At 51.3% G+C, this 21,727-nt stretch carries 22 protein-coding genes; 13 read left to right on the top strand and 9 right to left on the bottom strand.

The annotated features are described in order from the left end of the window. Nucleotides 1-182, top strand: a 182-nt coding sequence (locus tag RW65_RS23010) for a hypothetical protein (RefSeq protein WP_231564369.1), incomplete at its 5' end; no start/stop codon positions are given. A gap of 95 nt (nucleotides 183-277) precedes the next feature. Here RW65_RS23010 and purU read toward each other — a convergent pair. Both purU and RW65_RS07600 read right to left on the bottom strand, forming a co-directional pair. After that, nucleotides 278-1,120: a formyltetrahydrofolate deformylase gene (purU, locus tag RW65_RS07605; RefSeq protein ID WP_039056097.1), complete on the bottom strand. Its 843-nt coding sequence runs from the start codon at nucleotides 1,118-1,120 to the stop codon at nucleotides 278-280. A gap of 48 nt (nucleotides 1,121-1,168) precedes the next feature. Continuing rightward, entirely contained in the window at nucleotides 1,169-1,627 is a 459-nt protein-coding gene (locus tag RW65_RS07600) for a YchJ family protein (RefSeq protein ID WP_072037719.1), read from the bottom strand. Between the two features lie 111 nt (nucleotides 1,628-1,738). Here RW65_RS07600 and rssA point away from each other — a divergent pair, with 111 nt between their 5' ends. From rssA to galU, 3 genes are all read left to right on the top strand, one after another. Then, nucleotides 1,739-2,641: a patatin-like phospholipase RssA gene (rssA, locus tag RW65_RS07595; protein WP_039056095.1), complete on the top strand. Its 903-nt coding sequence runs from the start codon at nucleotides 1,739-1,741 to the stop codon at nucleotides 2,639-2,641. A 91-nt stretch (nucleotides 2,642-2,732) separates the two neighbouring features. After that, the gene (gene rssB, locus RW65_RS07590) at nucleotides 2,733-3,746 is read left to right on the top strand and encodes a two-component system response regulator RssB (protein WP_039056094.1); all 1,014 of its coding nucleotides are present in this window, start codon (nucleotides 2,733-2,735) and stop codon (nucleotides 3,744-3,746) included. A 197-nt stretch (nucleotides 3,747-3,943) separates the two neighbouring features. Further along, entirely contained in the window at nucleotides 3,944-4,855 is a 912-nt protein-coding gene (gene galU, locus RW65_RS07585; protein ID WP_039056093.1) for a UTP--glucose-1-phosphate uridylyltransferase GalU, read from the top strand. Nucleotides 4,856-5,128: 273 nt separating this feature from the next. Here galU and hns read toward each other — a convergent pair whose 3' ends face one another. After that, complete coding sequence (gene hns / locus RW65_RS07580; protein ID WP_039056092.1) at nucleotides 5,129-5,542, bottom strand: histone-like nucleoid-structuring protein H-NS; 414 nt, start codon at nucleotides 5,540-5,542, stop codon at nucleotides 5,129-5,131. A 548-nt stretch (nucleotides 5,543-6,090) separates the two neighbouring features. Between hns and tdk the strand changes: the two genes are divergently transcribed. Further along, complete coding sequence (gene tdk / locus RW65_RS07575; RefSeq protein ID WP_039056091.1) at nucleotides 6,091-6,705, top strand: thymidine kinase; 615 nt, start codon at nucleotides 6,091-6,093, stop codon at nucleotides 6,703-6,705. Nucleotides 6,706-6,767: 62 nt separating this feature from the next. Here tdk and adhE read toward each other — a convergent pair whose 3' ends face one another. Further along, nucleotides 6,768-9,446, bottom strand: coding sequence for a bifunctional acetaldehyde-CoA/alcohol dehydrogenase (adhE, locus tag RW65_RS07570; protein ID WP_039056090.1), 2,679 nt, complete (start codon nucleotides 9,444-9,446; stop codon nucleotides 6,768-6,770). Nucleotides 9,447-9,923: 477 nt separating this feature from the next. Here adhE and RW65_RS07565 point away from each other — a divergent pair, with 477 nt between their 5' ends. The 6 genes from RW65_RS07565 to oppF all read left to right on the top strand — a co-directional run bounded on the left by RW65_RS07565 (nucleotide 9,924) and on the right by oppF (nucleotide 17,049). Further along, nucleotides 9,924-10,571 carry a YchE family NAAT transporter gene (locus RW65_RS07565; RefSeq protein ID WP_039056111.1) on the top strand — a complete coding sequence of 216 codons (648 nt, stop codon included), beginning with the start codon at nucleotides 9,924-9,926 and terminating at the stop codon, nucleotides 10,569-10,571. Nucleotides 10,572-11,420: 849 nt separating this feature from the next. After that, complete coding sequence (gene oppA, locus RW65_RS07560) at nucleotides 11,421-13,052, top strand: oligopeptide ABC transporter substrate-binding protein OppA (protein WP_039056089.1); 1,632 nt, start codon at nucleotides 11,421-11,423, stop codon at nucleotides 13,050-13,052. A 127-nt stretch (nucleotides 13,053-13,179) separates the two neighbouring features. Further along, a complete protein-coding gene (gene oppB / locus RW65_RS07555) occupies nucleotides 13,180-14,100 on the top strand; it encodes an oligopeptide ABC transporter permease OppB (protein ID WP_039056088.1) in 921 nt (306 codons plus the stop codon). Nucleotides 14,101-14,114: 14 nt separating this feature from the next. Then, a complete protein-coding gene (gene oppC, locus RW65_RS07550; RefSeq protein WP_039056087.1) occupies nucleotides 14,115-15,023 on the top strand; it encodes an oligopeptide ABC transporter permease OppC in 909 nt (302 codons plus the stop codon). 11 nt (nucleotides 15,024-15,034) lie between these two features. After that, a complete protein-coding gene (locus RW65_RS07545; RefSeq protein WP_039056086.1) occupies nucleotides 15,035-16,048 on the top strand; it encodes an ABC transporter ATP-binding protein in 1,014 nt (337 codons plus the stop codon). After that, the gene (gene oppF / locus RW65_RS07540; protein ID WP_039056085.1) at nucleotides 16,045-17,049 is read left to right on the top strand and encodes a murein tripeptide/oligopeptide ABC transporter ATP-binding protein OppF; all 1,005 of its coding nucleotides are present in this window, start codon (nucleotides 16,045-16,047) and stop codon (nucleotides 17,047-17,049) included. Before RW65_RS07545 ends, oppF begins: the two co-directional genes overlap by 4 nt. Before the next feature lie 56 nt (nucleotides 17,050-17,105). Here oppF and RW65_RS07535 read toward each other — a convergent pair whose 3' ends face one another. Both RW65_RS07535 and cls read right to left on the bottom strand, forming a co-directional pair. Next, the gene (locus RW65_RS07535) at nucleotides 17,106-17,435 is read right to left on the bottom strand and encodes an HI1450 family dsDNA-mimic protein (RefSeq protein ID WP_016495844.1); all 330 of its coding nucleotides are present in this window, start codon (nucleotides 17,433-17,435) and stop codon (nucleotides 17,106-17,108) included. Nucleotides 17,436-17,465: 30 nt separating this feature from the next. Next, nucleotides 17,466-18,926 carry a cardiolipin synthase gene (cls, locus tag RW65_RS07530; protein WP_039056083.1) on the bottom strand — a complete coding sequence of 487 codons (1,461 nt, stop codon included), beginning with the start codon at nucleotides 18,924-18,926 and terminating at the stop codon, nucleotides 17,466-17,468. Between the two features lie 139 nt (nucleotides 18,927-19,065). Here cls and RW65_RS22605 point away from each other — a divergent pair, with 139 nt between their 5' ends. Then, nucleotides 19,066-19,239, top strand: coding sequence for a YciY family protein (locus RW65_RS22605; protein WP_156123980.1), 174 nt, complete (start codon nucleotides 19,066-19,068; stop codon nucleotides 19,237-19,239). Between the two features lie 166 nt (nucleotides 19,240-19,405). Here the strand turns inward: RW65_RS22605 and RW65_RS07520 are convergent, their stop codons facing one another. Further along, a complete protein-coding gene (locus RW65_RS07520; protein WP_039056080.1) occupies nucleotides 19,406-19,702 on the bottom strand; it encodes a YciI family protein in 297 nt (98 codons plus the stop codon). 220 nt (nucleotides 19,703-19,922) lie between these two features. Between RW65_RS07520 and tonB the strand changes: the two genes are divergently transcribed. Continuing rightward, nucleotides 19,923-20,642, top strand: a complete 720-nt coding sequence (gene tonB, locus RW65_RS07515; protein ID WP_039056079.1) for a TonB system transport protein TonB — start codon at nucleotides 19,923-19,925, stop codon at nucleotides 20,640-20,642. Between the two features lie 30 nt (nucleotides 20,643-20,672). Here tonB and yciA read toward each other — a convergent pair whose 3' ends face one another. Beyond that, nucleotides 20,673-21,071, bottom strand: a complete 399-nt coding sequence (gene yciA / locus RW65_RS07510) for an acyl-CoA thioester hydrolase YciA (RefSeq protein WP_039056078.1) — start codon at nucleotides 21,069-21,071, stop codon at nucleotides 20,673-20,675. Between the two features lie 100 nt (nucleotides 21,072-21,171). Then, nucleotides 21,172-21,714 carry a septation protein A gene (locus tag RW65_RS07505; RefSeq protein WP_039056077.1) on the bottom strand — a complete coding sequence of 181 codons (543 nt, stop codon included), beginning with the start codon at nucleotides 21,712-21,714 and terminating at the stop codon, nucleotides 21,172-21,174. Nucleotides 21,715-21,727: the final 13 nt, after the last annotated feature.

The following is a 21,727-nucleotide window of genomic DNA, read 5'->3' as shown; positions in this document are numbered from 1 at the left end:
CCTTCGAAGTCGATGACGGCAGATTTACAGTCTGCTCCCTTTGGCCGCTCGGGAACCCCACCACGGGGTATAACGCCTTTATGATGTGTTCCCATTTATTGTTTGGAAACATCAACACAAAGTTAAACGCTTTATTACTGGCCGCTTCCATCTCGGGAAGCGCGGCGCATCATATCAAATGACGCGCCGCTGTAAAGTATTCCTTTGCCGCAGATGAACTGATTGCGTACTTTTCATCCGCAACGGAGTAAAGCGAGTCAATTCAGACGATTGCCCTTTAAAGAATAATCGTCCGGTTACCGTAGACGAACACACGCTGCGCCAGAACCTGGTACAGCGCACGGCTTAACACGTTCTTTTCAACATCACGACCGGCGCGCATCATATCCTCGGCGGTATAAGTATGATCCACATGAATCACATCCTGCATAATAATCGGACCCTCATCCAGATTGTCATTCACGTAGTGCGCCGTCGCACCGACAATCTTCACGCCGCGCTCGTAAGCCTGGTGATAAGGACGCGCGCCAATAAAGGCGGGCAGGAACGAGTGGTGAATATTAATGATCTTATTCGGGAACCGCGAGACAAACTCCGGCGTCAGAACGCGCATATATTTCGCCAGCACCACGTAATCAGGCTGATGCGCCTCAATAGCCTGCGCCATCAGCAAGTCATGGGCTTCACGAGTCAAACCTTCGTGGCTTACCAGCTCAAACGGAATATCAAAGCGCTCAACCAAAGAGCGAAGGGTATCATGATTGCCGATAACCGCCGCAATCTCGACATCCAGCCCGCCGTAATTGGCTTTCATCAGCAAATCGCCAAGGCAATGCGCTTCTTTGGTCACCAGAATCACCACCCGGCGACGACCGGCCGGGTTCAGCTCGCGCACGGATCCTTCCGGCAACGCGCTGTCGAGATCCGCCAGCAACGTCGTGTCGTTAAAAATACCTTCAAGCTCGGTGCGCATAAAGAAACGACCGGTGCGGTGATCGACAAACTCATTATTCTGCACAATGTTCAGCTCGTGCTTGTAACAAATATTGGTGATACGCGCGATCAGGCCTTTTTGGTCAGGGCAAATGGTACGTAAAATTTTGCGTTGTGTTGAGTGCATTGCCGGGTAAATCCTGTTGATGGTGTTTGCTTTAATTTGCTGGCTGGCTTATTGCCCGCAGCATTTTTTGAATTTTTTGCCTGACCCACAAGGGCAGGGATCGTTGCGGCCGAACTGTGGCCGGGTTCCGTCAATATAGTACCACTGGCCCGATTCCTTTAAGAATCGTGAGCGTTCGATGATCGCGCCGTCTTTGCCTTGTTCGCTAAAACGCGCCACAAAACTGACGAAGCCTTCATTATCATTTTCACCGTAAGCATGTTCAAATATCGTCAGGCCGCGCCAGCTTGTATTGGCGAAACCTGCGGTTATTTGCTCGCGAAACGCCTCGGCGTCGCATGAGGGATGCCATGTTTTTACCAGGTACTCTGCCTGATGTAAAACAAACGCCGTATAGCGCGACCGCATCAGGCGCGACGGATCTGGCGCAACCTCGGAACCAGACAGATAAGGCTGGCAACATAGGCTATACTCCAGAGCGCTACCGCAAGGACAAGACTGTGACAAAATAGCATTCCAGGATGATAATATATCGGCGCGCTGGCGCCAGGGATGCAATATGTTAACTGAGCCGTAGCGCTGTGGCTACAGTCAGCCAGGGGAAGTGAAAGAAGCATAATGAGAAAGATAAAAATTGGTCTGGCGCTCGGTTCAGGCGCCGCCAGAGGTTGGTCGCACATTGGCGTCATTAATGCATTGCAACGCGCCGGTATTGAAATTGATATTGTGGCTGGATGTTCGATTGGCTCTCTGGTCGGTGCGGCTTATGCGTGCGGGCGTCTTCCGGCGCTGGAAGAGTGGGTTCGCTCTTTTCGTTACTGGGATGTGTTGCGACTGATGGATCTATCATGGCGACGGGGTGGTTTGCTGCGCGGTGAACGCGTGTTCAATCACTATCGCGAGGTGCTTCCTTTCGCGAATTTTAGTCATTGCCAGAGGCGTTTTGGCGCGGTAGCGACCAACCTGAGCACCGGGCGCGAGCTCTGGTTTACGGAAGGCGATCTGCATCATGCTGTTCGCGCCTCATGCAGTATGCCCGGCTTAATGTCGCCGGTTCCTCATAATGGCTACTGGCTGGTGGATGGTGCCGTTGTCAATCCCGTACCCGTATCCCTCACCCGCGCGTTAGGGGCGGATGTGGTGATTGCCGTGGATTTACAGCATGACGCGCATCTGACGCAGCAAGATCTGCTGTCAATGAATCTTTCTTCCAATGAGAGCGATAGCCCGGTCGCGCAGCGCTGGCATCAGCGTCTACGGGACCAACTCGGCCGCTTAACGGCCAAACGTCCCGTCGCACCGACGGCGATGGAGATTATGAGCACCTCGATTCAGGTGCTCGAAAACCGGCTGAAACGAAATCGTATGGCCGGCGATCCGCCGGATATTCTGCTCCAGCCCCTTTGTCCGCAAATTTCCACCCTCGATTTTCATCGGGCGGATGCGGCGATTGCAGCGGGGCGCCTGGCGGCGGAGAAAAAGATGGATGAGTTGCTTCCGTTAGCACGATCCCTTTCGTAACTAGAATTTTTCATAGACTTCAGCAAATTCTGACAGGCGTTTATGGCTGAAGCATGCCACTATTGATCTATCGTAAGGCAGGGGAGATGAGATGACGCAGCCGTTGGCCGGAAAACAGATACTGATCGTTGAAGACGAGCCCGTTTTCCGCTCGCTGCTGGATTCGTGGTTGCAATCGTTAGGCGCGATAACATTACTTGCTTGCGACGGGGTCGATGCGCTCGAACTGTTGACGGTGAATAAGCCCGATCTAATGATTTGCGATCTTGCGATGCCACGCATGAATGGTCTGGTACTTATCGAAACGTTGCGTAATCGAGGGCTGCAGACCCCTGTGCTGGTCATTTCCGCGACGGAAAATATGGCCGATATCGCTAAGGCTTTGCGTCTTGGCGTACAGGATGTCGTGCTGAAGCCCGTGAAAGATCTCAATCGATTGAAAGAGACCCTCTTCGCCTGTCTTTACCCCAATATGTTTAATTCACGCGTTGAAGAAGAGGAACGGCTGTTCCAGGACTGGGACGCGCTGGTGGATAATCCGCAGGCCGCAGCGAATTTATTACAGGAGCTGCAGCCGCCAGTACAGCAAGTTATTTCCGGTTGTCGGGTGAATTATCGCCAGTTGGTTTCGGTTGAAAGCCCGGGCCTCGTACTCGATATCGCGCCGATATCGGAACACGATCTGGCTTTTTATTGTCTCGACGTGACGCGAGCAGGAAATAACGGTGTGTTAGCGGCACTGCTGCTGCGCGCATTATTCAACGGACTATTGCAGGAACAACTTTCCCACCAGCGTCAGCGTTTACCTGAGATGGGCGCGTTGCTCAAACAGGTCAATCAATTATTGCACCAGGCAAATTTACCCGGGCAGTTCCCTCTGCTGGTGGGGTATTACCATAGTGAACTGAAGAATCTGATATTGGTTTCAGCGGGGCTTAACGCAACGTTAAATACCGGCGACCATCAAATTCAAATCAGCAATGGTGTGCCCCTCGGTACGCTGGGTAATACTTATTTAAATCAGCTGAGCCAGCGTTGTGACGCCTGGCAATGTCAAGTTTGGGGCGCAGGCGGACGTCTGCGCTTAATGTTGAGTGCGGAATGAGCGAACGATTCGTGCGATGCAGATAGATTTACCCAGCGCATAAATGGGGTGTTACTATCGCCGCAGCTTATACGTATTAGTCCTAATTAGAGGTAAGCGCGTCCTTTTCAGACCTGGTCGATGTGTTGGTACTGATATACTCAGACGCGAGTTAATTCATGAACATGTCCAAACATGGACAGTCCAGGAGATTTTCAATGGCTGCAATAAATTCGAAAGTGACTAAAGCTGTAATCCCGGTAGCGGGATTGGGAACCAGGATGTTACCGGCGACGAAAGCAATTCCTAAAGAAATGCTTCCGCTGGTTGATAAGCCATTAATCCAGTACGTTGTAAATGAGTGTATCGCTGCTGGTATCACGGAAATTGTTCTGGTAACCCATTCGTCTAAGAATTCTATCGAAAACCATTTCGATACCAGTTTCGAACTTGAAGCGATGCTGGAAAAACGCGTTAAACGTCAGCTGCTGGAAGAAGTGCAGTCTATTTGCCCGCCGCACGTCACCATTATGCAAGTGCGTCAGGGTCTGGCTAAAGGTCTGGGTCATGCGGTGCTGTGCGCGCATCCGGTTGTCGGTAATGAACCTGTCGCGGTTATTCTCCCTGACGTTATTCTGGATGAATTTGAATCCGATCTTTCCCAGGACAACCTGGCTGAGATGATTAAGCGTTTCGATGAAAGCGGCGCAAGCCAGATCATGGTTGAGCCTGTTGACGATGTCACCGCCTACGGCGTGGTAGATTGCAAAGGCGCGACCCTGAATCCGGGCGATAGCGTGCCTATGGTGGGCGTGGTTGAAAAACCAAAAGCCAACGTCGCGCCATCTAACCTGGCTGTTGTGGGCCGCTATGTACTGAGCGCTGAAATTTGGCCGCTGCTGTCAAAAACCCCTCCGGGCGCTGGCGATGAAATCCAGCTCACCGATGCCATCGATATGCTAATCGAGAAAGAAACCGTAGAAGCCTATCATATGAAAGGTAAAAGCCACGACTGCGGGAATAAACTCGGTTATATGCGCGCTTTTGTAGAATACGGTATTCGTCATAAAACGCTGGGTGCGGAATTTAAAACCTGGCTGGAAGATGCTGTAGGTATTGGCAAAGCCTAATTCCCTTACTGTCATCTGAATAAGGCCGGAGACAATAGTGCAACGCACTGCTTATCTCCGGCTTTTTTTATTTGTTAATGTGACAAGCGAAACGCAAACACGATGCAGGTAAGAGGCGCGCGGAGATAATCAACACAGGCTGGCGGAGCTGAGAGTGCTAGCTTTTAGTTAAAAATTTATTTTGCTTCGTTCACACTCTATTTGTGAAGAGAATGTCTGGTACGTCAAAAAAAAATCCCGCCGGCTGGCGGGATTTTTCTCAGGAATGAGCGATTACTCTGCGATCAGGAAATCGTCGAGCTGTTTACCGTCTTCATCCATTGCTTTCTTGATGATTGCCGGAGTACGGCCCTGACCGGTCCAGGTTTTGGTTTCACCAGTTTCATCAACATAGCTATATTTAGCCGGACGCGCCGCACGTTTTGCTTTAGCGCCAGACTTAGTTGCAGCCATGCTGTTCAGCAATTCATTAGGGTCAATACCGTCAGCAATCAGCATTTCACGATATTGCTGCAGTTTACGCGTACGCTCTTCAACTTCAGCTGCGGCAGCGCTTTCTTCCTCGCGGCGCTCATTGACCACAACTTCTAATTTCTCCAGCATCTCTTCGAGCGTTTCCAGAGTGCATTCTCTTGCCTGCGCACGAAGAGTACGGATGTTGTTCAGAATTTTAAGTGCTTCGCTCATTGTAGTAATCTCAAACTTATATTGGGGTGGTTTGTTGGGCTAATAATAGAGCGTTCATTTCAGCAGTGCAATAGCTTTGGATGTAAGTAATCCAAAATAGCGCCTTATTAAGTCTATTTTTAAAATATCGCTAACTTAAATTTGTCAGATTGTAAGTGACACAAATCTACTTATAACGGCGAGTCTCTACACTTGCAATGATGCGTTTCTGTACGAACAGATGATTAATCCGAATGCTGATTATTGTTGTTATGGATAAATATCATCCTTAGGTATTATGCCTCCTGATGTGTTAGCAAAGATAAATTATTAATACTTTCCGTAGCCTGCGGTTACAATGTTTCGATTAAAAACCATTCGTCAGATCATGAATTTCAGATTTTTGTTTGTCCGGCAGTAACGAATCAGGTGATTAACTTAAGTAATATCTATGAGTCAATCATAGCGCAAACATTTACTGATGCGGTCCGGCTTCCCGGAGATTGTCCGAAAAAATATGCTACAATCCTGACCGAAAATATCACACTTTGATTGGGGTTTTGCACGCAATGGCACAGCTTTATTTCTACTATTCAGCAATGAATGCAGGGAAATCAACGGCGTTACTACAGTCCTCTTACAATTATCAGGAACGCGGTATGCGCACTGTGGTTTTTACCGCTGAAATAGACGATCGGTTTGGTGCAGGTAAGGTGAGCTCCCGAATCGGCTTATCTTCGCCCGCGCGTTTGTTTAATCAACAGTCGTCACTGTTTAATGAAATTAAAGCTGAACATGAGCAACAAGCCATACACTGCGTGCTGGTCGATGAGAGCCAGTTCTTAACCCGCGAGCAGGTCTACGCGTTATCGGAAGTGGTCGATCAGCTGGATATTCCGGTGCTGTGCTACGGACTGCGTACGGATTTTCGCGGCGAGTTATTTATTGGTAGCCAGTATTTACTGGCCTGGGCGGATAAGCTGGTCGAACTGAAAACTATCTGTTTTTGTGGGCGTAAAGCCAGCATGGTGCTGCGTCTCGATCAGGCAGGGCGTCCTTATAACGAAGGGGAACAGGTGGTTATTGGCGGAAATGAGCGCTACGTATCCGTATGTCGCAAACATTATAAAGAAGCGCTGGAAGAGGGGTCTTTAACGGCGATTCAGCAGCGCATCCGCAGCTGACTTTCTCCTCCATTTGAAAAACAAAAAACCCGCCGAAGCGGGTTTTTATTAAGTGCTAATAATTAAGCGGTTTTCTTCGCTTTTTTCTCAGCTTTAGCCGGGGCAATCTCAGTTTTCACTGCGGCAGTTTCACCCTCTTTGTATTCACGACCGTAGAACGTATCCAGCAGAATCTGTTTCAGCTCGGCGATCAGCGGGTAGCGCGGGTTAGCACCGGTGCACTGGTCATCAAACGCATCTTCAGACAGCTTATCAACGTGTGCCAGGAAGTCGGCTTCCTGCACGCCTGCTTCACGGATAGATTTCGGAATACCCAGTTCAGCTTTCAGACTTTCAAGCCATGCCAGCAGTTTCTCGATTTTCGCTGCGGTGCGGTCGCCAGGTGCGCTCAGGCCCAGGTGATCGGCAATTTCTGCGTAGCGACGACGAGCCTGCGGACGGTCATACTGGCTGAACGCGGTCTGTTTGGTCGGGTTATCGTTCGCGTTATAGCGGATAACGTTGCTGATAAGCAGGGCGTTAGCCAGACCGTGCGGAATGTGGAACTGCGAACCCAGTTTATGTGCCATGGAGTGACACACGCCGAGGAAGGCGTTAGCAAACGCGATACCGGCGATGGTCGCTGCACTGTGAACACGCTCACGGGCAACCGGGTTTTTCGACCCTTCGTTGTAAGAGGCTGGCAGGTTCTCTTTCAGCAGTTTCAGCGCCTGCAGCGCCTGACCGTCAGAGAACTCGGAAGCCAGTACGGAAACGTAAGCTTCGAGTGCGTGAGTGACCGCATCCAGACCGCCGAAGGCGCACAGTGATTTCGGCATTTCCATAACCAGGTTGGCGTCGACAACCGCCATATCCGGCGTCAGCGCATAGTCTGCCAGCGGGTATTTCTGACCGGTAGCGTCATCAGTTACCACCGCAAACGGGGTGACTTCAGAACCGGTACCGGAGGTGGTGGTGATAGCAATCATTTTTGCTTTCACGCCCATTTTCGGGAACTTGTAGATACGTTTACGGATATCCATAAAACGCAGCGCCAGTTCTTCGAAATGGGTTTCCGGGTGTTCGTACATAACCCACATGATTTTCGCGGCATCCATCGGGGAACCACCACCCAGGGCGATAATCACATCCGGTTTGAAGGAGTTCGCCAGCTCAGCGCCTTTACGTACAACAGTCAGCGTCGGGTCTGCTTCAACTTCAAAGAAAACTTCAGTTTCTACACCAGAGGCTTTCAGCACGGAGGTGATCTGGTCCGCATAGCCGTTGTTGAACAGGAAACGGTCGGTCACGATCAGTGCGCGTTTGTGACCATCAGTAATCACTTCGTCCAGCGCGATAGGCAGTGAGCCACGGCGGAAGTAGATTGATTTCGGAAGTTTATGCCACAACATGTTTTCAGCTCGCTTAGCAACGGTTTTCTTGTTGATCAGGTGTTTCGGACCAACGTTTTCAGAGATGGAGTTACCACCCCATGAACCACAACCCAGAGTCAGGGAAGGCGCGAGTTTGAAGTTATACAGGTCACCGATACCACCCTGAGAAGCAGGGGTGTTAATCAGGATACGCGCGGTTTTCATCATCTGACCGAAGTGCGCGACGCGTTCCGGCTGGTTATCCTGGTCGGTGTACAAGCAAGAGGTGTGACCGATACCGCCCATGGCGACCAGTTTTTCTGCTTTCTCAACGGCGTCTTCGAAATCTTTTGCACGATACATCGCCAGCGTCGGCGACAGTTTTTCATGTGCAAACGGCTCGCTTTCGTCAACGACAGTCACTTCGCCAATCAGGATCTTAGTGCTGGCCGGAACGGTAAAGCCCGCCAGTTCAGCGATTTTATACGCTGGCTGACCTACGATAGCGGCGTTAAGGGCACCGTTTTTCAGAATGATGTCCTGAACGGCTTTCAGCTCGCTGCCCTGCAGCATATAGCCACCGTGGCTGGCGAAACGTTCGCGAACGGCATCATAGACAGAATCAACCACGACAACAGACTGTTCAGACGCACAGATTACGCCGTTATCGAAGGTTTTAGACATCAGCACAGAAGCGACTGCGCGTTTGATATCTGCCGTTTCATCAATAACAACCGGCGTGTTACCTGCACCTACACCAATCGCAGGTTTACCGGAGCTGTACGCTGCTTTAACCATGCCCGGCCCGCCAGTGGCGAGGATCAGGTTGATATCCGGGTGATGCATCAGGGCGTTGGACAGTTCAACGGACGGTTGGTCAATCCAGCCAATCAGGTCTTTCGGCGCACCGGCGGCAATAGCAGCCTGCAGAACGATGTCAGCCGCTTTGTTGGTGGCATCTTTAGCACGTGGATGCGGGGAAAAGATGATCGCGTTACGGGTTTTAAGACTGATCAGTGATTTAAAGATGGCGGTGGACGTTGGGTTGGTCGTCGGAACGATACCGCAAATAATACCGATAGGTTCTGCGATTGTGATGGTGCCGAAGGTATCATCTTCAGACAGCACGCCGCAGGTCTTCTCGTCTTTATATGCGTTATAGATATATTCAGAAGCAAAGTGGTTTTTAATAACTTTGTCTTCTACGATACCCATGCCGGATTCAGCAACGGCCATTTTAGCAAGCGGGATACGAGCATCTGCGGCGGCCAGAGCGGCAGCACGGAAGATTTTATCAACTTGCTCTTGAGTGAAATTGGCATATTCACGCTGGGCTTTCTTCACGCGTTCAACGAGTGCGTTAAGTTCAGCGACGTTAGTAACAGCCATAAATGCTCTCCTGATAATGTTTAAACTCTTTTAGTAAACCAGCTGCCCAATAGGAAAGTATAGACAGAGAGGCTTCAGGTTGCGTAAATTCTGGTAAAACAAAGACTTAACGCTTTAACCAATCACCACTGTTTTACTGAAAGAGCCTCACGGAAATAATGCACTTACTAACACTTTTGAGCTCTTTATCGTGTCATCAAGGTTACTCACTTCTGAGTAACTAATGCGTGATCTACATCAAATTTCGATGAAGCTGACACCTTTCAGCAGCCCGTTTTTGGGCATTTGTAGCAGTTGTTAACGGCATCTGGCCAGGCGCCATCTAAGATTATCACAATTACCACAACTGAATAACATATTGTATTAAAGAGAATTTCGGGCGAAATGAGGATGAACTGCGCGACGAAAACGCGTATCTTCTGCGTGGATTTTCCTGATTTGCCGCCAGGCTATGTTTACTACGTTACGCAAACCATTGTGGAGCACACCGTGTTCGATCTTCCTCTCTACTTTAAATTTTTTATTGGCTTATTCGCCCTGGTTAACCCGGTCGGCATCATCCCGGTCTTTATCAGCATGACCAGCTATCAGATGGCCGATGCGCGGAATAAAACGAATCTCACCGCCAATTTATCCGTGGCCATTATTCTCTGGACCTCGCTGTTTCTGGGCGATGCGATACTGCAAATTTTTGGTATCTCAATTGATTCGTTTCGCATTGCAGGCGGCATCCTCGTGGTGACGATCGCCATGTCGATGATCAGCGGGAAGCTGGGGGAAGATAAGCAAAATAAACAGGAAAAGTCGGAGACAGCGATCCGTGAAAGCGTCGGCGTGGTGCCATTAGCCCTGCCGTTGATGGCCGGACCAGGCGCCATCAGTTCCACTATCGTTTGGGGAACGCGCTATCACACCGTTGAGCACCTGTTTGGTTTTTCAGTGGCGATTGCGCTGTTTGCGTTCAGTTCATGGGGACTGTTCCGCATTGCTCCGTGGCTGGTGCGTATGTTGAGGCAAACCGGCATTAACGTTATCACCCGTATTATGGGTTTGCTGCTGATGGCGTTAGGGATCGAATTTATCGTCGCCGGGGCAAAATCCCTTTTTCCAGGTTTGCTGAACTGATTCACTTCTTCCTTATATATAGAGAAATAGTGATAACCCTTAAATCGCTATTTCTTTATTTATATAACGAGCATAGAAGCCGCTTAAAAAGTAAGGTAACGCGGCGCGTATAATCAGCAAAAGTTATGATGCTTTCGCAAATGGGCAGAAACTATAACAAATCGCACTAATCAGAGAATCTGTTTTCAATCAGTACATTATAAGTGTTGCGAATCGCTGCTGTGCGGAATTCGCGCAATCGAGCCTGTTATTTCTGTCACATAATACTATTGGGCTTGCCGAGACATAATTGAAATGATATTAGTACTTTCAATCTTCTCGCAGATGAATGTGCTAAAAAGTAGTCAATTGTTGCTTTTATGTACAAAAAGGCGCGGCATCTAACGAAAAGCATCACACGGCGGTGATGATCATTTATCTCATTGATAATAATAGATAAAAATCAAACAGGGAGGCTGAAAAGCTATCTTCTGAAGGTTGCTGCTGTGTAGCAAAAGAGAAATGGTTAACAAATTTGCAAAATGTATTGGCGGGCGCGGAAGGCATTTGTTATTTTCCGCCCATTATGTTTCTCGCCCTTATAATTTGCAGAATAAATAGAATAGATGAGAATCGTTTTCATTAACGATTCTCAAAAAAATAAAACGCGGCTCGACAGGGGAGACGCGTTACCGAATCGACGCAAGGTTGCCGCTTGAGCAATCAGTAATAAAAAAGTCGGTGATAGCAGCAGTAAAAAAAGATGTCTGGTAGCGCCAAAAAGCTCCTGCGCTATACAGGCCCCCAACAGGGGATGAAAAACAGGCTGGCGAAAACGTCAGTAATTATAATGAGTGGAGTAACAACACAATGTCCATCATCACAAAAAAAAGTCTGGTAGCGGCGGGGATTTTGACTGCGCTAATTACCGGAAACGCGGCGTTGGCTGCCGATGTACCGGCAGGCGTCCAGCTGGCGGAGAAGCAAACGCTGGTACGTAACAACGGTTCTGAAGTGCAATCTCTCGACCCGCATAAAATCGAAGGGGTTCCGGAATCTAACGTCAACCGCGATCTGTTTGAAGGTCTGCTGATTTCTGACGTACAGGGGCACCCGTCAGCGGGCGTTGCCGAATCGTGGGATAACAAAGATTTTAAAGTCTGGACTTTCCATCTGCGTAAAAATGCAAAATGGTCCGACGGCACGCCTGTAACGGCGCATGATTTTGTTTATAGCTGGCAGCGTCTGGCGGATCCGAAAACCGCCTCTCCCTATGCGAGCTATCTGCAGTACGGCCACATCGCCAATATCGACGATGTGATCGCTGGCAAAAAACCGACCAGCGAGCTGGGTGTTAAAGCTATCGATGATAATACTTTCGAAGTAACCCTTAGCGAGCCGGTGCCTTATTTCTACAAACTGCTGGTTCACCCGTCCGTGTCCGCTGTACCTAAAGCCGCTATCGAAAAATTCGGCGACAAATGGACGCAGCCGGCGAATATCGTCACCAACGGCGCGTATAAACTGAAAGATTGGGTGGTCAACGAACGTATCGTTCTTGAGCGCAACACCAATTACTGGGATAACGATAAAACCGTTATTAATCAGGTGACCTACCTGCCGATCTCTTCTGAAGTGACTGACGTGAACCGCTATCGCAGCGGTGAAATCGACATGACCTATAACAACATGCCGATTGAACTGTTCCAGAAGCTGAAAAAAGAGATCCCGAAAGAAGTTCATGTTGATCCGTACCTGTGTACTTACTACTACGAAATCAACAACCAGAAAGCCCCGTTCACTGACGTTCGCGTGCGTACCGCCCTGAAGCTGGCGTTGGATCGTGATATTATTGTTAATAAAGTGAAAAACCAGGGCGACCTGCCGGCATATAGCTACACCCCGCCGTATACCGATGGTGCAAAACTGACCGAACCGGAATGGTTCAAAATGAGCCAGGAACAGCGTAACGCTGAAGCGAAAAAGCTGCTGGCCGAAGCGGGCTATACTGCGGACAAACCGCTCTCCTTCAGCCTGCTGTACAACACCTCCGATCTGCATAAGAAACTGGCGATCGCTGTAGCGTCAATCTGGAAGAAAAACCTCGGCGTAGACGTTAAGCTGGAAAACCAGGAGTGGAAAACCTTCCTCGACACGCGTCATCAGGGCACCTTTGACGTGGCGCGCGCAGGCTGGTGTGCGGACTATAATGAACCGACTTCCTTCCTGAATACCATGCTGTCCGACAGCTCCAACAACACCGCGCACTATAAGAGCCCGGCGTTTGACAAGCTGATTGGCGATACGCTGAAAGTCACTGACGAATCCCAGCGCGCCGATCTCTATTCCAAAGCTGAACAGCAACTGGATAAAGACTCGGCTATCGTCCCGGTTTATTACTATGTGAACGCCCGTCTGGTGAAAACCTGGGTTGGTGGCTACACCGGTAAAGACCCGATGGATAATATCTACGTTAAAAACTTGTATATTATCAAGCATTAATGGCAATGAGTGGGGCAGGGCAACCTGTCCCACAGTGTCTTATTTTTAGCGCACCAGAACACATCAATCGCAGGGTTAATCTCCTGAAAGAGAATGTGTAAAAGGCACAGGCCAGAAGGTACGGGCAATGTTGAAATTTATCCTACGTCGCTGTCTCGAAGCGATCCCAACGCTTTTTATTCTTATTACCATCTCGTTCTTTATGATGCGTCTCGCCCCGGGAAGTCCTTTTACCGGTGAGCGTGCGCTGGCGCCAGAAGTTATGGCCAATATCGAAGCGAAGTATCATTTAAACGACCCGATCACCACCCAGTATTTCAGCTACCTGAAGCAGCTGGCGCATTTCGATTTCGGACCGTCGTTTAAATATAAAGACTACACTGTGAATGATCTGGTGGCGGCTAGCTTCCCGGTTTCCGCAAAATTAGGCGCAGCGGCCTTTATCCTGGCCATTGTCTTCGGCGTGACCGCCGGGGTTATTGCAGCGCTTAGGCAAAATACTAAATGGGACTATGCGGTAATGGGGCTGGCAATGACCGGGGTGGTTATTCCAAGCTTCGTCGTTGCGCCGTTATTAGTGATGATTTTCGCCATCATACTGAAGTGGCTGCCGGCGGGCGGCTGGAACGGCGGGGCACCGCAGTTCATGATCTTGCCGATGGTGGCACTGTCTCTGGCCTATATTGCCAGTATCGCGCGTATTACCCGCGGTTCGATGATTGAAGTGCTGCACTCAAACTTTATCCGTACCGCGCGCGCCAAAGGTTTGCCGATGCGCCGAATCGTTTTACGCCATGCGTTAAAACCCGCGCTGCTGCCGGTACTGTCCTATATGGGGCCGGCGTTTGTCGGCATTATTACCGGTTCAATGGTTATTGAAACCATTTATGGTCTGCCAGGTATTGGCCAGCTGTTTGTTAACGGCGCGCTGAACCGTGACTATTCCCTCGTGCTGAGCCTGACCATTCTGGTCGGTACGCTGACCATTATGTTTAACGCGATCGTTGATGTGCTGTACGCCGTTATCGATCCGAAAATCCGTTATTAACACTGGAGTTCGCCATGATGTTAAGTAAGAAAAACAGCGAGGCGCTGGAACACTTCAGTGAAAAACTGGAAGTCGAAGGACGAAGCCTCTGGCAGGACGCACGCCGTCGTTTTATGCATAACCGCGCTGCGGTGGCAAGCCTGTGTGTACTGGTGCTGATTGCGCTGTTTGTAACCCTGGCACCGATGCTTTCACAATTCAGCTATTTCGATACTGACTGGGGCATGATGTCCAGCCAACCGGATATGGAATCGGGGCACTATTTCGGGACCGACTCATCCGGGCGCGATCTGCTGGTGCGCGTCGCCATCGGCGGGCGCATCTCGTTAATGGTCGGCATCGCCGCCGCGCTGGTGGCGGTGCTGCTCGGTACGCTGTACGGCTCCCTGTCCGGCTACCTGGGGGGCAAAACGGACTCGGTAATGATGCGTCTGCTGGAGATCCTTAACTCCTTCCCGTTTATGTTCTTCGTTATCCTGCTGGTGACCTTCTTTGGGCAAAATATTCTGCTTATTTTTGTCGCCATCGGCATGGTGTCGTGGCTGGATATGGCGCGTATTGTGCGCGGTCAGACCCTGAGCCTGAAACGTAAAGAGTTTATTGAAGCCGCGCAGGTTGGCGGTGTTTCCACTGCCAATATCGTGGTACGCCATATTGTGCCGAACGTACTGGGCGTGGTGGTGGTGTATGCCTCATTGCTGGTGCCGAGCATGATCCTGTTTGAATCCTTCCTGAGCTTTCTCGGATTGGGTACCCAGGAGCCGCTTAGCAGCTGGGGCGCTCTGCTGAGCGACGGTGCAAACTCAATGGAAGTCTCACCGTGGCTGCTGCTGTTCCCGGCGGGTTTCCTCGTGGTTACCTTGTTCTGTTTTAACTTTATCGGCGATGGCCTGCGTGATGCCCTCGATCCGAAAGACCGTTAAGGAGTGCGGGTATGAGTATCACTGAAACCTCATTTGCGTCGGCGACGCAGCAGCAATCCTCACTTCTGCTGGATGTGAAAGATCTGCGAGTCACTTTTCAGACCCCCGATGGCGATGTTACGGCGGTCAACGACCTGAACTTCTCGCTGCGTGCCGGTGAAACGCTGGGTATTGTCGGCGAGTCCGGCTCCGGTAAATCGCAGACCGCCTTTGCCCTGATGGGGCTGCTGGCGACAAACGGGCGAATCGGCGGTTCCGCCACCTTCAACGGTAAAGAGATCCTTAATTTACCGGAAGCTGCGTTGAACAAGCTGCGTGCCGAGCAGATCTCGATGATTTTCCAGGATCCGATGACCTCGCTGAATCCCTATATGCGTGTCGGCGAGCAGTTGATGGAAGTGTTGATGCTGCATAAGGGCCTCAACAAAGCGGAAGCGTTCGAAGAGTCTGTCAAAATGCTCGACGCGGTAAAAATGCCGGAAGCGCGTAAGCGCATGCGCATGTATCCGCACGAATTCTCCGGTGGGATGCGCCAGCGCGTGATGATTGCGATGGCCCTGATGTGCCGACCCAAACTGCTGATTGCCGATGAACCCACCACCGCGCTGGACGTGACGGTTCAGGCACAAATCATGACGCTGTTGAACGAGCTGAAGCGTGAATTCAATACCGCGATTATTATGATTACCCACGATCTGGGCGTAGTGGCAGGTATCTGCGATAAAGTGCTGGTGATGTATGCCGGGCGCACCATGGAATACGGTAAAGCGCGGGATGTATTCTATCAGCCGTCGCATCCGTATTCGATTGGCCTGCTGAATGCGGTTCCCCGTCTTGATACCGAAGGCGAAGCGCTGTTGACCATTCCCGGCAACCCGCCAAACCTGCTGCGCCTGCCGAAAGGCTGCCCGTTTAAGCCGCGCTGCCCGCATGCGATGGAGATCTGTAACAATGCTCCACCGCTGGAGGAGTTTGCCCCGGGCCGCCTGCGTGCCTGCTTTAAGCCGGTGGAGGAACTGGTATGAATACCTCAATTGAAGAGAGAAAAGTTCTGCTGGAAATCGCCGACCTGAAGGTGCATTTCGATATCAAAGATGGCAAACAGTGGTTCTGGCAGCCGCCAAAAACCCTGAAAGCCGTCGATGGCGTCACTCTGCGGTTATATGAAGGGGAAACCCTCGGCGTGGTAGGTGAGTCCGGCTGCGGTAAATCCACCTTCGCGCGCGCCATTATTGGCCTGGTAAAGGCTACTGACGGAAAAGTGGCCTGGCTGGGCAAAGATCTGCTGGGGATGAAGCAGGAAGAGTGGCGCGACGTGCGCAGCGATATCCAGATGATTTTCCAGGATCCGCTGGCGTCACTGAACCCGCGTATGACCATCGGCGAAATCATCGCCGAGCCGTTACGCACTTATCATCCGCGCATGCCGCGTCAGGAAGTGCGCGACCGTGTAAAAGCGATGATGATGAAAGTGGGTCTGCTGCCGAACCTGATTAACCGCTATCCCCACGAATTTTCCGGCGGTCAGTGTCAGCGTATCGGTATCGCCCGGGCGTTGATTCTGGAACCGAAGCTGATTATCTGTGACGAACCGGTCTCCGCGCTGGATGTATCGATTCAGGCGCAGGTGGTGAACCTGCTGCAGCAGCTGCAACGTGAAATGGGGCTGTCGCTGATCTTTATCGCCCATGATTTGGCCGTCGTGAAGCATATCTCTGACCGTGTGCTGGTGATGTATCTGGGCCATGCGGTAGAGTTGGGCACCTACGATGAGGTTTACCAGAACCCGCTGCATCCTTATACCCGCGCGCTGATGTCAGCGGTGCCGGTGCCGGATCCGGATTTGGAAAAGAACAAAACCATCCAGCTGCTGGAAGGGGATCTCCCGTCGCCGATCAATCCGCCGTCAGGCTGCGTGTTCCGTACCCGCTGCCCAATTGCCGGACCGGAATGTGCGCAGACGCGCCCGGTGCTCGAGGGCAGCTTCCGCCATGCGGTTTCCTGCCTGAAAGTCGATCCGCTGTAACAGCGGAATAAAAAAGGGCTGACCGTTTAGGGTCAGCCCTTTCTCTTTTCTGTCGCTTATTCGCGCCAGAGAATATGGCACAGCTTATGATCTTTTTCGCGGCACAATAATACGCGGGCAAAAATATCATTAATCTCGCCGCCATCGGTATCCGCAAGGCCAATGACCACTTCTGCGAAGAAGTCCGGGTTTAAGTCGTAATCGACGTGTTCCTGCCAGTCTTCGCCCGGATCGAACAACTCCGCACCGCCACGCTCTTCAAACTGCAAATTGAACAGAATGATGTCCGCAGGGTCAAGATTATCCGCCGCCAGTTCGAGGAAGATATCGTAGGCCTGTTCCAGGGTTTCGTCTTCTGTCAGGCGATTATTCAGATCCATTTCCATGATTACCTCTTAGCGTCTGTTGGGCACGTTTTACAGCAACGGACTGAAGAAGTAAAACAGTCGTTCAGCAATGCGGTGCCAGAACGGCCGTTTTATCCACAAACGTGGATCCAGCAAACGCGAACGGGAGATATAATCATCCTGCACTGCCGCAAGATCGCCGCCAAAACCGGCATCGTCAATCGCCAGCGTAATTTCAAAATTAAGCCATAAACTGCGCATATCCAGATTCACCGTCCCCACGAGGCTTAATTCACCGTCAACCAGCACGCTTTTGGTATGCAATAATCCGCCTTCAAACTGGTAGATTTTCACCCCCGCTGCTAACAGTTCACCAAAAAATGCCCGACTGGCCCAGCCGACCAGCAGCGAGTCGTTTTTACGTGGCAGAATAATACTGACATCCACGCCGCGCTGTGCTGCGGTACAGATCGCATGCAGCAGATCGTCGCTCGGCACGAAATAGGGCGTAGTCATAATCAGATATTCCCGTGAGGCATACACGGCGGTGAGCAACGCCTGGTGAATCAAATCCTCGGGAAATCCCGGCCCGGACGCAATGGTATGAATGGTGTGCCCACTGGCCTCTTCAAAAGGCATAATATTGGCATCCGGCGGCGGAGGAAGAATGCGCTTGCCGGTCTCTATCTCCCAATCGCAGGAGTAAACAATGCCCATTGCCGTCGCGACCGGGCCCTCCATGCGCGCCATTAAATCGACCCATTGCCCTACGCCCGCGTCCTGCTTAAAGAAGCGCGGATCGACCAGATTCATGCTGCCGGTGTAGGCAATATAGTTATCAATCAGCACTATTTTACGGTGCTGGCGTAAATCCATGCGTCGCAGAAAAACACGCATAATATTCACTTTTAAAGCCTCGACGACTTCCACACCGGAATTGCGCAGCATGGTCGCCCACGGGCTGCGGAAAAAAGCTACGCTGCCTGCGGAGTCCAGCAACAGGCGGCAGTGCACGCCACGCCGCGCCGCAGACATTAACGATTCCGCGACCTGGTCCGCCATCCCGCCAGGCTGCCAGATATAGAACACCATCTCAATATTGTGTCGCGCCAGTTGAATATCGCGGATCAGCGCCTGCATAACATCGTCGGTCGAGGTAAGCAGCTGCAGCTGGTTGCCTTTTACTCCGGCAATGCCCTGGCGACGTTCGCAGAGTTTGAATAACGACGCGGCGACGTTGCTGTTTTCCGTCGCGAAAATGCGCTTAAAACTCTTTAAGTCGTTTAGCCATTTCGCCGTTGACGGCCACATGGCGCGGGCACGTTCTGCGCGGCGTTTGCCCAGATGTAATTCACCGAGGGATAAATAGGCGATGATGCCCACCAGCGGCAGGATGTAGATAATCAGTAGCCACGCCATTGCGGAGGTTACCGCACGGCGTTTCATTAATATGCGCAATGTCACACCAGCAATCAGTAGCCAGTAACCTACAAAAATCAGCCAACTCATTACCGTGTAAAAAGCGGACATAAATAAAAATCCTTTTAAAAACCGTATTTCATGAGTGTACGCATCCGCATCCATCTGGCAAATAAAAACGCCGAAAACCGCTGGTCTGGCGCAGGCCAGCGGCTATAATGGCCCTTTCGTTAAGTCTCGAGTTGTAAAAATGAAGCGGAGTAGAACGGAAGTAGGACGCTGGCGTATGGTGCGGCAGACAAATCGCCGTAAAGCACGCTGGCTGGAAGCGCAATCCCGCCGCAATATGCGCATCCATACCATCAGGAAATGCGGCACCAACCGCCATCGTAATGTGCTGTTATTCGCCATCTACGATCTTTGATAGCCGGGCACCGAACAGGTGCCCGTGTTGTTTTAGCGCTTTATCGTTGGCGCTGAGTAAGCATTGATCATCGTGGATGGGCGACAGCCTGCTGTTACAAAGCGCTGCCCAGGCGATTAAACAGAATCTTTGGAAGTTTAAGACCCGCAGCTGGCGGGTCCTGGTGTTAGAAGACTTTTTTGAACGGTTTCACCGTCACGTTCTGGTATACCCCGGCGGCAACGTAGGGGTCGGCTTCTGCCCAGGATTTCGCCGCTTCCAGCGATGCAAATTCAGCAATCACCGTTGATCCGGTGAAACCGGCAGCGCCCGGATCGTTGCTGTCAACAGCAGGCATCGGGCCCGCCGTCAGCAGGCGGCCTTCATCACGCAGCAATTGCAGGCGCGCCAGATGGGCCGGGCGCACTGACGAACGTTTTTCGAGTGAGTCAGCATTATCTTCAGCAAAAATAACGTAAAGCACGGGCAGAGCTCCTAACAGATAAGAAAGCCATACCCTATGTGAAAGGTGACGCAACTGCAACGCAAAGATAGTGAAGGTAAAACTCACCCTGCAATTTGTGCGGTTTTATTGTCCATTTACCGAACTAAATAGCCGGCGCAGGCGATGGCTTGTTGAATATGATTGCTATTTGCATTTAAAATCTAGCCCTGGCTTTTTAACTGACATAAATATGACTTCAATGACCCTTGATTTACCTCGCCGCTTTCCCTGGCCGACGCTGTTGTCCGTTGCTATTCACGGTGCCGTCGTGGCGGGTCTGCTTTATACCTCGGTACATCAGGTTATTGAACTGCCCGCACCCGCGCAGCCCATTTCTGTCACCATGGTTGCGCCTGCCGAGCTGGAACCGCCGCAGGTGGTACAGCCGCCGGAGCCGGTCGCGGCACCAGAACCCGAGCCGGAACCGGTCCCTGAACCGCCGAAAGAAGCCCCGGTGGTGATTGAAAAGCCCAAACCGCAGCCGAAGCCAAAACCTAAGCCGAAACCGGAGAAAAAGGTTGAGCAGCCGAAGCGTGAAGTAAAACCGGTCACGCCGCAGCCTGCTTCGCCGTTCCAGAATAACGCGCCGACTCGCACTGCGCCTGAGGCGGCACCGTCGACGGCAACGAAGCCGGCACCGTCTGTTCCAGCGGGTCCGCGCGCCCTGAGCCGCAACCAACCGCAGTACCCGGCACGGGCGCAGGCGCTGCGTATTGAAGGGCGGGTGAGGGTGAAATTTGACGTTACGGCAGATGGCCGCGTGGAGAACGTAGAAATTTTATCCGCACAACCGGCGAATATGTTTGAACGCGAAGTGAAAGCGGCGATGCGCAAATGGCGCTATGAACCCGGAAAACCCGGTTCAGGCCTGATCGTTAATGTGGTGTTCCGTCTTAATGGCGGGGCGTCAATGGAATAAAAATCAGCCTCCGCCAGGAGGCTTTGTTTTTCAGGCCTGCGGTAGCGGGCGCGGTTTTCCTTCACTGTCCACCGCAACATAAATAAACAGCGCTTCCGTTGCTTTATAGCGCTGGCCAATCGGCTCGGAAGAGACCTTTTTGACCCAGACTTCAATATTGATGGTTACCGAGGTATTGCCACGCTTCACGCAACGCGCGTAGCAGCACACCACATCACCGACCGCGACCGGGCGCAGAAATGTCATCCCATCCACCCGAACGGTTACCACGCGACCCTGGGCAATCTCTTTAGCCTGAATCGCGCCGCCAATATCCATTTGCGACATTAACCAGCCGCCGAAGATATCACCGTTGGCATTGGTATCTGCGGGCATTGCTAAGGTGCGTAAAACAAGCTCTCCTTGCGGAGTCTCTTGAGGGGTTGTCATTGTTATCTCTTCTGTTATGCGGGATTTCGGGCGGGATGCTACTACGAATGCGGGGTGTTCGGAAAGAAAAAAGCCAGGCGCTGCGGCCTGGCTTCCAGTATCAGGATTTATCGTCCTGAGCGGGCATATGGCGGTAGATATAGACGCCGCTCAGTACAGTGAAGAGCAGCGTCAGGGCAGTTAAGCCAAACACTTTGAAATTTACCCAGATATTTTGCGGCAGCCAGAAGGCAATATAGATATTTGCCAGCCCACACAAAATAAAAAACAGCGCCCAGGCAATATTCAGCCGGCCCCAAACGTGGCCCGGCAATGCTATCTCTTTACCCAGCATGCGCTGGATAAGCGGCTTTTTCATTACCCACTGGCTGAAGAGCAGCGCCGCTGCAAACAGCGCGTAAATAACCGTGACCTTCCATTTAATAAACTCATCGTTATGGAAGAACAGGGTCAGCCCGCCGAACACGGCGACCAGCACAAAAGTGATCAGCGCCATTTTTTCCACTTTACGATAGCGCAGCCAGCTGTAAATCAGCACGATGGCGGTGGCAATAATCAGCGCGGTAGTCGCCGCGTAGATATCGTACAGTTTGTAAAAGGCGAAAAAGACCACCAGCGGCAGAAAATCAAGAAACTGCTTCATTCTACGATTCCAT

The sequence above is a fragment of the Enterobacter sp. Bisph1 genome, from assembly GCF_000814905.1.
Lineage (GTDB): Bacteria > Pseudomonadota > Gammaproteobacteria > Enterobacterales > Enterobacteriaceae > Kosakonia.
This window is presented reverse-complemented; position numbering and strand designations above follow the sequence as displayed.